Origin of the sequence: Blastomonas sp. (assembly GCF_030373265.1) — a bacterium.
GTDB lineage: Bacteria > Pseudomonadota > Alphaproteobacteria > Sphingomonadales > Sphingomonadaceae > Blastomonas.
In genome coordinates, this window is record NZ_JAUCZC010000006.1 from 88,361 (window position 1) to 100,736 (window position 12,376).

General features: G+C 65.1%; 10 protein-coding genes. 4 read left to right on the top strand and 6 right to left on the bottom strand.

Annotated features, from left to right (window positions below; all coding sequences use genetic code 11):
- Positions 1 to 3: 3 nt before the first annotated feature.
- A complete protein-coding gene (locus QUV11_RS05345; protein ID WP_300880941.1) occupies positions 4 to 1,248 on the bottom strand; it encodes a site-specific integrase in 1,245 nt (414 codons plus the stop codon).
- A gap of 130 nt (positions 1,249 to 1,378) precedes the next feature.
- The gene (locus tag QUV11_RS05350; protein ID WP_300880942.1) at positions 1,379 to 2,074 is read right to left on the bottom strand and encodes a tRNA (guanosine(46)-N(7))-methyltransferase TrmB; all 696 of its coding nucleotides are present in this window, start codon (positions 2,072 to 2,074) and stop codon (positions 1,379 to 1,381) included.
- Positions 2,075 to 2,220: 146 nt separating this feature from the next.
- Between QUV11_RS05350 and QUV11_RS05355 the strand changes: the two genes are divergently transcribed.
- The 4 genes from QUV11_RS05355 (at position 2,221) to QUV11_RS05370 (ending at position 7,339) form a co-directional block, all read left to right on the top strand.
- Positions 2,221 to 3,933, top strand: a complete 1,713-nt coding sequence (locus QUV11_RS05355; protein ID WP_300880943.1) for a long-chain fatty acid--CoA ligase — start codon at positions 2,221 to 2,223, stop codon at positions 3,931 to 3,933.
- A 107-nt stretch (positions 3,934 to 4,040) separates the two neighbouring features.
- Positions 4,041 to 4,439 carry a hypothetical protein gene (locus tag QUV11_RS05360; protein ID WP_300880944.1) on the top strand — a complete coding sequence of 133 codons (399 nt, stop codon included), beginning with the start codon at positions 4,041 to 4,043 and terminating at the stop codon, positions 4,437 to 4,439.
- A 50-nt stretch (positions 4,440 to 4,489) separates the two neighbouring features.
- A complete protein-coding gene (locus QUV11_RS05365) occupies positions 4,490 to 5,836 on the top strand; it encodes a TldD/PmbA family protein (RefSeq protein WP_300880945.1) in 1,347 nt (448 codons plus the stop codon).
- A gap of 3 nt (positions 5,837 to 5,839) precedes the next feature.
- Positions 5,840 to 7,339, top strand: coding sequence for a DUF4403 family protein (locus QUV11_RS05370; RefSeq protein WP_300880946.1), 1,500 nt, complete (start codon positions 5,840 to 5,842; stop codon positions 7,337 to 7,339).
- Positions 7,340 to 7,346: 7 nt separating this feature from the next.
- Here the strand turns inward: QUV11_RS05370 and fghA are convergent, their stop codons facing one another.
- From fghA to QUV11_RS05390, 4 genes are all read right to left on the bottom strand, one after another.
- Positions 7,347 to 8,198, bottom strand: coding sequence for an S-formylglutathione hydrolase (fghA, locus tag QUV11_RS05375; protein WP_300880947.1), 852 nt, complete (start codon positions 8,196 to 8,198; stop codon positions 7,347 to 7,349).
- Positions 8,198 to 9,310: an S-(hydroxymethyl)glutathione dehydrogenase/class III alcohol dehydrogenase gene (locus QUV11_RS05380; protein WP_300880948.1), complete on the bottom strand. Its 1,113-nt coding sequence runs from the start codon at positions 9,308 to 9,310 to the stop codon at positions 8,198 to 8,200. Before QUV11_RS05380 ends, fghA begins: the two co-directional genes overlap by 1 nt.
- A gap of 187 nt (positions 9,311 to 9,497) precedes the next feature.
- Entirely contained in the window at positions 9,498 to 10,493 is a 996-nt protein-coding gene (locus QUV11_RS05385) for a copper resistance protein B (protein WP_300881005.1), read from the bottom strand.
- Positions 10,493 to 12,316, bottom strand: a complete 1,824-nt coding sequence (locus QUV11_RS05390; protein WP_300880949.1) for a copper resistance system multicopper oxidase — start codon at positions 12,314 to 12,316, stop codon at positions 10,493 to 10,495. Before QUV11_RS05390 ends, QUV11_RS05385 begins: the two co-directional genes overlap by 1 nt.
- Positions 12,317 to 12,376: the final 60 nt, after the last annotated feature.

The window sequence follows — 12,376 nt, forward strand, 5'->3', positions numbered from 1 at the left end:
CCTTTACAGTCTCGTTGGTGATTGTTTTGCGTCGATTGATTTGGCTGGGACTTCAGAAAGGAGCGACACGATATGGACGTTCCACATCTCCAATGCCTCAACCTTTTCCTGCTCCCAATTGTAACGCTGGTAGATGCCAGCAATGCCGGATCGAGAGCCGCCGAGGTGATTTAGAACAGCTTCGGTGACCTCAAACCGCACGCCCAGACGCTGGAACCCCGTTGCAAGCGTGCGTCTTAGATCGTGCAGCCGCCATGGTGTCAGCAAACCGCCCTCATCCGCGGCAATCAGCTCATCGAGCTTTGTTTTACCTTTGCTAAAGGCAGTGAATTTTGCGCCTGAAGAAGTGAAAAACACCCTACCACGACCTGGCCAAGCATGAGTGTTAGCAACTTCGTCCAAAACCGAGATGGCCAATGCGTTTAATGGCACACTGTTTGGCTCGCCATTTTTGGAGCGTTCGCCTGGCAGGGTCCACATGCGCTTTTCACGGTCTAGCTCCTGCCAAGATAATGAAGTGACCTCTTCACGCCTTTGGCCGGTAACGATCAAGAGACGAATAATTGCGCCGAAAAGCCGGTGGGTGTGAAAAGACTGGTGCCATACACTCGCCAATTCCCGGTCCGATAGCCAACGATCGCGCGCCTTCACAGGCGGTGGAGCTTCCATGCCCTCCATGGGGCTGCGCTCAATGTCCCCGCGACTGACCGCCCAGCGAAAAAGCCGCCGCAAGACAGCAAAAACATTGCGGCGGTTCGCTGCTTGTGGCGTGGGCATTCTGTCAAACACAGCCACGATGTCATGCCGTCTGATAGTCGGGAGAGGCTTCTTGCCGAGAACCGGCTTCACATGGATCCGCAGTGAACGCTCGACCAGACCACTCCAGCCCTTCCGCACGCAAGATTTGGCAAACTTGTCGGCGTAGTTAGAGAAGGCAAGGTCAACAGCTTCCCTTCGGCGCTGCTTGTCCGCTTCGACTGGATCGATACCCTGCCCAATCAGCAACGACAGGCGGACCGCTTCTTCTCTAGCGGTGACAGGGGTCCAGGGAGACCCATGGCTGCCGATTGTATGGCGGCGCGTGACTGCTTCACGGCCGCCCATTCTGAACTGCAAAATGTACGAGACAGCCCCTGTTTTAGAGAACCTCGCACCAAACCCTTTGATGCCGTCGTCCCAAACGAAACCTTCGTACCGCTGTGCGATCCACCCATCGACCGACCGCTTTGTGATCTTTCCATTCGCCATTTTGGGGCCTCCAAACTCGGCGCCGTGCAATCACCGGGCAATCACCGAAACGGAAATCACCGCCAATGAGCGAAAACCATAGAGGAACCAAACCTTTGTAAAAACACACTTTTCGTACTCTACAGTACCCTCAAATACGCCGGTACCTAAAGTACCACACCTCGTGACCGTGCGCGCGGGCCTTGGCCTCGTAGCGGGTCTCGGGCCAGCCACCGGGGCGAACGAGGAAGTCCTTCGGGCGCTCGCACAGCCAGTCGAACGCCGGGTGATCGTTCATCACCATCATCGCGTGCGCGACATAGATCGGGTGATCGGTGCCGAAGCGGAATTCGCCGCCGGGTTTGAGCTTGGCCGCGATCAGATCGACCGGGCCGGAATTCATCATCCGGCGTTTGGCGTGGCGCGCCTTGGGCCAGGGATCGGGGTGGAGCAGATAGACGAAGCTCAAGCTGCCGTCGGGGATGCGCTCGAGCACGTCGATCGCGTTGCCCATGTGCAGCCGGATGTTGGCGAGCGTGTTCTCGCGGACATGCTGCAGCGCGCCGACGACGCCGTTGAGGAACGGCTCGGCGCCGATGAAACCATGATCGGGCAGCATGTCGGCGCGATACGCCATGTGCTCGCCCGAGCCGAAGCCGATCTCGAAGTGCAGCGGGCGGTCATCGCCGAACAACCGCTCGGCTGTGATCTCGCCATCCTCGGGCACGGTGATCTGCGGCAGCAGCTTTTCGACCAGTTCGGCCTGGCCGAGGCGCAATTTGTGGTTCTGCTGGCGGCCATAGAGCCGCCGCACGGATAAAGGATCGCCGGGTTTGTATGCAGTCATGGGCCAAGCGCTTAGCAAGCGATGCCCGCGATGCAAGCCGGTATCGGTGCTTTGCGGGCGTGATCGACGCAAACTATGGCACGCCTGCGACAGTCTGAATGGCTGGCGGCTTGCGCCGCGCGAGGCTCTTATTTACAGTCGTGTCAATGACTGACAGCGCCCTTCCCGCATCGCCCGCCGCCGTTTCGACCGATCAGCCGATCTGGAAGACGCACTACAGCCATCCTTGCGACTGGGATCAGGTGTTTGCGCCGCTGACCTTGCCCGACATGCTGTTCGGTTCGGCAGAGCGCAAGCGCACCGCGCCGCTGCTCGACTTCATGGGCCGCAAATACAGCTATGCCGAAACCGCGCAGGGTGCGCGCCGCGTCGCCAAGGGCTTGCAGGCCATGGGCGTCGGCAAGGGCGACCGGATCGGGCTGTTCCTGCCCAACGTGCCGCATTATGTCGCGGCCTATTATGGCGCGATGGCGGCGGGGGCGACCGTGGTCAACTTCTCGCCGCTCTATACGGTCGACGAGCTCGCGCACCAGGTCGCCGACAGCGGCACGACGATCCTGTTCACGCTGTCCGCCGCAGCCCTGCTGCCCACCGCGATCAAGGTGCTCAACCAGTCGGGGCTGGAGCGGCTGGTCGTCGGGTCGGTCGCCGGCGCGCTGCCATCGGGCAAGGCGCTGTTCTACCGTCTGTTCAAGGGCAAGGAGACCGCCGCGCGCCCCGATGATGCGCGGATCACCAGCTTTTCTGCCCTGATCGACAATGACGGCGCGTACACGCCGGTGCCGATCGACGCGGAGCGCGATATCGCGCTGTTCCAGTATACCGGCGGCACCACCGGCACCCCCAAGGGCGCGATGCTCAGCCACCAGAACCTCTCGGCCAACGCACGGCAGGTCAACGCCATCGATCCGCAAAAGGATTCGGGCGACGACCGCATCCTGGGCGTGCTGCCCTTCTTCCACGTCTTCGCCAACACCTGCGTGCTCAACCGCACCGTGCTCAACGGCGGCGAGATCGTGATGCTGCCGCGGTTCGAGGCGGTGGCGGCGCTGAAGGCGATTTCCCGGGCAAAAATTACCGCCCTGCCCGGCGTGCCGACGATGTATCAGGCGCTGCTCGACAATCCGCAGATCGCCAAGACCGATTTCGCAAGCCTGCGCGCGTGCATCTCGGGTGGCGCGCCGCTCGCCGCCGAGGTCAAGGCGCGCTTCGAGCAGGTCACCGGCGCCAATGTGGTCGAGGGCTATGGCCTGACCGAAAGCAGCGGGGTCGTGTCGACCAACCCCTATGAGGGGCTCAACAAGACCGGCACCATCGGCCAGCCCCTGCCCGGCACCATGGTGCGGCTGGTCGACAAGGAAGACCCGACCAAGCAGGTCGCTCCGGGCGAACCGGGCGAGATCATCTTTGCCGGGCCCCAGGTGATGTGCGGCTACTGGAACCGTCCCGACGCCGATGAAGAGGTGTTTATCGGCGAGTATCTGCGCACCGGCGATGTCGGGATGATCGACGCAGACGGCTACATCCGCATCGTCGACCGCATCAAGGACATGATCGCGGTGGGCGGGTTCAAGGTCTTCCCCAGCCAGATCGAAGAGGTGCTCTACCGGCACCCGGCGGTCAGGGAGGCGCTAGTGATCGGCATCCCCGACCCCTATCGCGGCGAAAGCCCCAAAGCCTTTGTCGCGCTGCAGGAAGACGCGGAGATCGACGGCGCCGCGCTGATGGCCTGGCTCAACCCGCAATTGGGCAAGCACGAGCGCGTCGCGGCGGTGGATATCCGCGAGGCGTTGCCCAAGACGCTGATCGGCAAGCTCGACCGCAAGGAACTGCGCAAGGCCGAGGGAATCGCAGCCTGAAGTGTCGAGGTTAACCCCCCTTGCCAAGCTGTCATCGCAGTGACACACTCATTTTGGTGCAGATAGGCCAAGACCGGAGTCTGCACGAGGCAATCATGGGGGACATGATGACCAATGCGATCGAAAAGCGGTTCGAAGCCGCCCGCTACAATTCCACGTTCGTCAAGCCCGTGGCACCCGAAACGATATGGGACCGACGGATCAGCAACCACGTCGCCTACGCGTTGCTCGCCTATACCGGCCTGCAGATCTTTGTGGTGATGGGTGCGGTCAAGGGCGAGGACATGTCGATCCTGCCCTATCTGGGGCTGGTCGCTCTGGTCGCCATTGTCATCCCCATGTGCCGCCGGGTTGAAAAGCGCTGGCAGACATTGTCGCGCGGCGATCTTCCCGAAGCGCGGCTGATGGCGCTGTACCGCGGCGACCGGCTGGGCATCTGGCTGTTCGCGATCGGCTTTCCGTTCGCATTCGTGGCAGTGGTCAAGGGGCTGTCGGCGCTGTTCTGAGCCGCGCCGGTCCGATTGACCAACCCAACACGGCGGCTTAAACCCCGCTGATGCAAACCCCCGACCAAGCCAGAGACCTGGCGCAAGATCTTGTCGCCCGCGCCATCGCCGCAGGCGCCAGCGCCGCCGACGCGGTCTTCGCCTGCGATGCCTCCACCGACGTGCAGATCCGCCTGGGCGCGCTCGAGGATGTCCAGCGCTCCGAAAGCGCGGCGATCGGCCTGCGCGTGTTCGACGGCAGACGCTCTGCCAGCGTCTCGGGTGCGGATGTCACCGCCGCGGGCCTGGCGACACTCGCCGAACGCGCGGTCGCGATGGCACGGCTGGCGCCCGAAGATGCCTATGCAGGGCTGGCTCCCGAGGGCCTGCTGGTGCGTGGGCCATTGCCCGCGCTCGATCTCGACGACGACATGGACCCGGATCCGGCGCTGCTGCGCGATCTGGCAGAACGCTGCGAAGCGGCCGCGCGCGACGTGACCGGCGTCACCAACTCCGAAGGCGGATCGGCCGGCGCGGTGCGCTCGGTGATGGCGCTGGCCACCAGCCACGGCTTTGTCGGCAGCTATGGCGGCAGCCGCTATGGCATCGGCGCCAGCGTGCTGGCGGGCGGCGAAGGCGCGATGGAGCGCGATTCGGCCTCGCACACCGTGCGCTTCCTCGAAGATCTCGACACCCCCGAGGCTGTCGGCCGCAAGGCCGGCGAACGCGCGGTGGCGCGGCTGGGCGCAGGAAAAATCACCAGCGGGCCGATGCCGGTGGTGTTCGATCCCCGCGCCGGCGGATCGCTGATCGGATCGCTGATCGGTGCGATCTCGGGCGGCGCGATCGCGCGCAAGACCAGCTTCCTGCTCGACAAGCGCGGCAAGCCCGTGTTCGACAGCGCGGTCTCGATCGTCGATGACCCCCACCGGGTGCGCGGACTGCGCTCGCGCAGCTTCGATGGCGAGGGCTTGCCGACAAAGGCGTGGCGGGTGATCGACAAGGGCGTGCTCACCGGCTGGATGATGGACAGCGCCGCCGCCCGCCAGTTGGGCGAAGCGCCCACCGGCCATGCCGCGCGCGGCATCAGCGGCGCGCCCGCGACCGGCGCCAGCAACCTGCATATGGAAGCCGGCAGCGACAGCCCCACCGCGCTGATGGCGGGCATCGCCACCGGCATCTATGTCACCGAGCTGATCGGCATGGGCGTCAACGGCGTCACCGGCGACTACAGCCGCGGGGCGAGCGGCTTCGTCATCCGCAATGGCCAGCTGGCCGAGCCGATCAGCGAGATCACCATCGCGGGCAACCTGATCGACATGTTCGCCAATCTGACTCCCGCCAACGATCTGGACTTCCGCTATGCGGTCAATGTGCCCACGCTGCGCATCGACGGCATGGTGGTCGCGAGCAGCTGAGCCGTGGCGGCGCTGTCCAGGAACAAGGCGGTCGGCGCGGGCGTGATCCTTGCGGTGCTGGCGCTGGCCGCGACCCTGGCGCTCATCTATGGCACCAGGTGGACCGACCGGGGCCGCCCGCCGCGCACCGACGATGCCATCGTGGTCAAGCCCACCCCATCGCTGATCACCGTTCCGGTCGAGGCCGAACTGGGCGATCTGGCGCGTGCGCTGGAGCAGCGCGTGCCGCGCGAGCTGTGGCGGATCAACGAGCCCGACCAGGTTTGTGTCGAGAGCGAGGGCGTGGATCTGGGAATCGCGACGGTCAAGACCCCCAAGATCAAGTGCAATATCGTCGGCGAGGTGACGCGCGGCGCCATCCGCGTCGGCGGTTCGGGCAAGGAGCTGCGCTTTTCCTTTCCGATCACCGCGGTGGTGCGCGCCGAAGACATCGGCGGCATCCTCAAGCGCAAGACCGCCACCGCCAAGGCGATGGCGCACGCGGTCGTGCGCATCGACCTGGAGCAGGACTGGACCCCGCGCGGCACCGTCAGGCTGAGCTATGACTGGCTGACCGAACCGCATGTCACATTCCTGGGGCAGACGATCAAATTGACCGAGCCTGCCGAACGCGAGCTGGCGCCGGTGATCGCCAGGCTCGAGCGCGACCTGCCCGGCGAGCTGGGGCGGATCGGCATCAAGCGGCAGATCGAGCAGGCCTGGGCCAGCGCCTTCACCGCGGTGGTGCTCAACGAGCGCAACCCCGAGGTGTGGATGCGCATCACCCCGCGCGCGCTGCAATATGGCGGCTACGAGGTCACCGATGGCCGCCTGCGGTTGCGGCTGGGGATGCGCGCGCTCACCGAAACCTATGTCGGCCACCGGCCTGAGCCCCGCGATCCCACCGCGCTGCCGAAGATGCAAACGCTCGATGCCGACCCCGGCCAGCTTTCGTTCTTCCTGCCGGTGTTCGCCGATTACCGCGCGCTCGAACCGGTTCTGATCCGGGCGCTGCGCAGACGCTCGCAGCGGCCGTTCATCGTACCGGGGCTCAATCCGGTCGACGCACGCTTCAAGGCCGCGACGATCTATGGCACCAGCGGCGGACGGATCGCGGTCGGGCTGACCTTTTCGGCGCACGAGCGGGGCAGCAGGAGCCCGACCTCGGGCACGGTGTGGATGACGGGCAAGCCGGTCAATGCCGAGGATTCGCGCCGCGTCGGCTTTACCGACTTCGGCGTCACGGGCACCACCGACATGACCGGCGGCGACCTGATACTCGATCTGGTCAATGCGCCGGGCGTCGCACAAATGATCGCCGAGATGCTCGCGCAGAACTTCGAGCGCGATTATGCCGAATTGCTCGGCAAGATCGACCAGGCGATCGAGACCAAGCGCGCCGGTGATGTCATCATCCATGCCGAGCTCAAACGCGCCAGGACCGGCCAGTTGCAGGCGGCGGGCGCAGGGCTCTATCTGCCGGTCTGGGCCGATGGCACCGCGAGCGTCACCATCGTCCCTTGATTGACGGTCAGGCCTTCAGGCGCTCGGCATGCCAGTGCAGATGGTCTTCCATGAAGGTCGAGATGAAATAGTAGCTGTGGTCATAGCCCGGCTGCATCCGCAGCGTCAGATCGATGCCGGCCTTTTCGCACGCCTCGGCGAGCAGGTGCGGCTTGAGCTGCTCTTCGAGGAAATTGTCCGCCTCGCCCTGATCGACCAGCAATGCGGGCACGCGCGCGCCATCCTCGATCAGCGCCACCGCATCATGCGCGCGCCACGCCGCGCGATCCTCGCCCAGATAGCCGCCCAGCGCCTTGTGGCCCCAGGGCACCTGCGAAGGCGCGACGATCGGCGCAAACGCCGAGATCGCCTTGAAGCGTTCGGGCAGCGTCAGTCCGATGGTCAGCGCGCCATGGCCGCCCATCGAATGGCCCATGATCGACTGGCGGTCCATGTCCGCCGGGAAACAGTCGCCGATGATCTCGGGGAGTTCCTCGGTGATGTAGCTCCACATCTTGTAGTGCTGCGCGAACGGGTCCTGCGTCGCATCGACATAGAAGCCCGCGCCGAGGCCGAAGTCGTACGCGCCGTCGCCATCGTCGGGCACGCCCTCGCCGCGCGGGCTGGTGTCGGGCGCGACGAAGATCAGTCCGAGCTCGGCGCACGCACGGCGAAACTCGCCCTTTTCGGTGACATTGGCCTGGGTGCAGGTGAGCCCTGACAGGTACCACACCACCGGCAGCTTGGCATCGGGCGCGTGGTCGGGGACGAACACCGAGAAGATCATCTCGGTGCCGGTGACCTCCGACGTATGGCGCAGCACCGCCTGCTCGCCGCCGAAGCTTGTGACCGACGAGACGGTTTCCACAGCGACCGGCATCAGTACACCACCACGCTACGGATCGACGTGCCCGCATGCATCAGGTCGAACGCGGTGTTGATCTCTTCGAGCCCCATCACATGCGTGATCATCGGGTCGATCTCGATCTTGCCGGTCATGTACATGTCGACGATCTCGGGCACATCGGTGCGGCCCTTGGCGCCGCCGAACGCGGTGCCGCGCCAGTTGCGCCCGGTGACCAACTGGAACGGCCGGGTGGCGATTTCCTTGCCGGCTTCGGCCACGCCGATGATGATCGAGGTGCCCCAGCCGCGATGGCACGCCTCGAGCGCGGTGCGCATCACTTCGGTGTTGCCGGTGGCATCGAAGGTGTAATCCGCGCCGCCATCGGTCATTTCGACGATCTTGGCGACGGTGTCCTCGCGGCTCATGCCCTTGGTGTTGAGGAAGTCGGTCATGCCGAACCTGCGGCCCCATTCCTCGCGATCGGGGTTGAGGTCGACACCGATGATCTTGTTGGCGCCGGCGAGCTTTGCCCCCTGCAGCACGTTGAGACCGATGCCGCCGAGGCCGAACACGACGATGTTGTCGCCCGGCTGGACCTTGGCGGTCTTGGTCACCGCGCCGACCCCGGTGGTGACGCCGCAGCCGATATAGCAGGCCGACTGGAACGGCGCGTCCTCGCGGATCTTCGCCACCGCGATCTCGGGCAATACCGTGAAGTTGCTGAACGTCGAGCAGCCCATGTAGTGATAGATCGGCTGGCCCTTATACGAAAACCGGGTGGTGCCGTCGGGCATCAGGCCCTTGCCCTGGGTCGCGCGGATCGCGGTGCACAGGTTGGACTTGCCCGACAGGCAGGTTTTGCACTTGCCGCATTCGGGAGTGTACAGCGGGATGACGTGATCGCCCGGCTTGACCGAGGTCACGCCCGCGCCGACCTCGCGGACGATGCCTGCGCCCTCATGCCCCAGCACGCTGGGGAACAGCCCCTCGCTGTCGAGCCCGTCGAGCGTATAGGCATCGGTGTGGCACACGCCGGTTGCCATGATCTCGACCAGAACCTCGCCCTCCTTGGGGCCTTCGAGATCGAGTTCGACGATTTCGAGCGGCTTCTTGGCTTCAAAGGCGACGGCGGCGCGGGTCTTCATGGGGCGGAGGCTTTCTCAGTGATGGGAGCGGGGATAATCGGGTCTAGCAGCGTAGAGAGGGCGCGTTAAGGCGCAAGTTCGTCATTCCCGCGAACGCGGGAATCCCGCTTCCTTGCACGATTGCACAAAAGCGGGACCCCCGCGTGCGCGGGGGTGACGCGCAAATGCGACGAAGGGTGCCGGTAATTCAGAACCACGCCCGCACACCGACCATAAAGCTGGTGCCGGTCGGATCCTCGCCCGCCGCGCGCGCAAAATCGGCGGTGCGGCCAAGCTTGGCGCTGTGCGAGATGCCGATATACGGCGCGAACTCGCGGACGATCTCGTAGCGCAGCCTGAGGTCGAACTCGGCATCCGACAGCCCCGAGCCGATGCCGCTGGCGCGAACGTCCTGCGCGGCAAAATTGAACTCGGCGCGCGGCTGCAGGATCAGCCGCTGGGTGATCCGCTGGTCATAGCTCGCGGCGAGCCGCGCGAGCACATCGCCCCCCGTCGAGACAAAGCCGTGCGCCTCGACCTCGAACCAATAGGGCGCCAGCCCCTCCACCCCGAAGGCGGCATAGGTGCGCGAAGCTGGCTCGATATCCTGCCGCACCCCGCCCTGCAGGTTGAAATACGGCCCGATCGCCCGGCTGTAGAGCGCCTGGACCTCGGCATCCTCGATTGCCTCGCCGAAACTGCCCTCGCCCTCGGTCTTGATCACCAGCCGGTTGATGTCACCGCCGAACCAGCCTTCGCCCTCCCAGCGATAGCCTTCGCGGCCCTGCCGGACCTGCAGTTCGGCGATGTCGATCATGATCTGGCTGAAGCTTGCCCCGCCATGCTCGCGGCGCAGCGCATCGCGCACCGGTGCCATCGCCTCGGACCCCCAGATACGGTCGGCATAATTGGCGCGTGGTGCGGGCGGCGGCGGCGCATCGCCTGCGGGCAGCGCGGTGCCAGAGGCTTGCGGATCGACAGGGCCTGCAGGCGACGGGGTACAATGCCCCATCGCTGCGTGCTCGGGCGGGCAGGCAGGATCGGCGGGCGCCTCTTCGGGCGGAATGGCGCAATGCCCCATCGTCGCGTGCTCAGGGGTGCACTGCATCGCGGGCGCGGGGTCGGGGTCGGCGTGGTGCTCGTGCTGGGCCAGCGCCGGGGCAGCGCCCGCCGCCAGCAGCATGGCGGTCAGGGCAAAACGGATCACGCCTGCTCCCCGCGCGGACGCACCGTCACCGTCTGCATCATCCCGGCGTGCATGTGATAGAGCATATGGCAGTGAAACGCCCAGTCGCCGAGCGCATCGGCGGTGAAATCGAAGGTCGCGGTGCCGCCGGGCTGGACGTTGACCGTGTGCTTGCGCGGGGCATGGTCGCCATGCCCGGTGACCAGTTCGAAGAAATGGCCGTGCAGATGGATCGGGTGCGCCATCATCGTGTCGTTGACCAGCTTCACCCGCACCCGCTCGCCCTCGATGAACGGGATCGGGTCCTTCACTTCGGAGAATTTCTCGCCATCGAACGCCCACATATAGCGTTCCATATTGCCGGTGAGATGGAGCTCGAGCTCGCGGGATGGCGCGCGGACATCGGGATTGCGGTCAACCGCCACCAGATCGCGATAGACCAGAACGTCGTGGCCGACCGTGTCGAGCCCCTGCCCCGGCTCGCCGGTGCGGTCGACCGGCATCGGCGAGATTGTCTGCACCGTGGGCGTCTTCTTGACGGTGTCGGGCACCACCGAGAAATCGCGCATCGAATGGTCCATTGGCGCGGCACCATGGTCCATCGTTGCATGATCCATCGCGCCATGATCCATCGGCGCGGCGGGAGCGCAATGCCCCATCGCGGCGTGTTCGGGGGTGCAGGCGTCAGGAGCGCCATGGTCCATCCCGGCCATCGCCCCGCCCATATCGCCCATGCCCATATCCTTCATGTCGGCGAGCGGGCGTTTTCGGATCGAGGGCACCTCGGCCACCATTCCCACGCGCGGCGCGAAGGTCGCCACCGCCATGCCCGAGCGGTCGACGCTTTCGGCGACCAGCGCATAGGCCCGGTCGTCGGCAGGCTCGATGATCGCGTCATAGGTTTCGGCGACCGCGATCTGGAACTCGTCGATCGTCACCGGGCGCACCGGCAGCCCGTCGGCCTGGACGATGGTGATCTTGAGCCCGGGAATCCGCACGTTGAATGTGGTCATTGCCGAGGCGTTGACGAAGCGCAGCCGCACTTTCTCGCCCGGTGCGAAAAGCGCGGTCCAGTTGTCCTTCGGGCCATGGCCGTTGACCAGATAGGTATAGGTCGATCCGGTGACATCGGCGATGTCGGTCGGGTCCATGCGCATCGCGCCCCATTCGGCGCGCTCGCCTGCCGACTGGTTCTGCCCGCGCAGCTGGTCCGCGAGCGTCTGCTTCTGGAAGTTGAAATAGCCCCCCATCTGCTTGAGCTTCTTGAGGATCGTGTGCGGGTGCAGCGGGCTGTAATCGGACAGCACGATGACATGCTCGCGGTCGGCCTGCACCGGATCGGTGCCTGCAGGATCGATCACGATCGGGCCGTAATGCCCCATCTGCTCCTGCAGCCCCGAATGGCTGTGATACCAATAGGTGCCCGCCTGAAGGATCGGGAATTCATAGGTGAAGGTCGAACGCGGCTTGATGCCGGGATAGCTGATGCCGGGAACGCCATCCATGTGGAACGGCAGGATCAGCCCGTGCCAGTGGATCGAGCTGTCTTCATCGAGCGTGTTTTCGACATACAGCCGGACATTCTGGCCTTCCTTCAGCCGGATCAGCGGACCGGGCACGGTGCCGTTGATGCCGATCGCGTGGCTGGCGCGGCCATCGATGGTGATCATCTGGTGCGCGATGCGCAGGCGGATGTCCTCGCCCGACACCTCGGGCAGGGCACGCACAAGGCCTGACGTGCCCGACTGCGCCCAGGCGGGGAACAGCGGTGCCAGCGCCACGCTGCTGCCGGTCAGCGCCGCAGTGCGCAGCAACCTGCGCCGGTCAACGGTGAAATTCATGTGCCATCCCAAAGCGTTCGTGTGCCCGATATAGGCCTGCCGTCGCCCGTGCGCGACCCC

Excerpts from the sequence above, each read along its gene's own strand:
- QUV11_RS05345 (WP_300880941.1), bottom strand. The coding sequence starts at position 1,248 with ATGGCGAATGGAAAGATCACAAAGCGGTCGGTCGATGGGTGGATCGCA.
- QUV11_RS05350 (WP_300880942.1), bottom strand. The coding sequence starts at position 2,074 with ATGACTGCATACAAACCCGGCGATCCTTTATCCGTGCGGCGGCTCTAT.
- QUV11_RS05355 (WP_300880943.1), top strand. The coding sequence starts at position 2,221 with ATGACTGACAGCGCCCTTCCCGCATCGCCCGCCGCCGTTTCGACCGAT.
- QUV11_RS05360 (WP_300880944.1), top strand. The coding sequence starts at position 4,041 with ATGACCAATGCGATCGAAAAGCGGTTCGAAGCCGCCCGCTACAATTCC.
- QUV11_RS05365 (WP_300880945.1), top strand. The coding sequence starts at position 4,490 with ATGCAAACCCCCGACCAAGCCAGAGACCTGGCGCAAGATCTTGTCGCC.
- fghA (WP_300880947.1), bottom strand. The coding sequence starts at position 8,198 with ATGCCGGTCGCTGTGGAAACCGTCTCGTCGGTCACAAGCTTCGGCGGC.
- QUV11_RS05380 (WP_300880948.1), bottom strand. The coding sequence starts at position 9,310 with ATGAAGACCCGCGCCGCCGTCGCCTTTGAAGCCAAGAAGCCGCTCGAA.
- QUV11_RS05390 (WP_300880949.1), bottom strand. The coding sequence starts at position 12,316 with ATGAATTTCACCGTTGACCGGCGCAGGTTGCTGCGCACTGCGGCGCTG.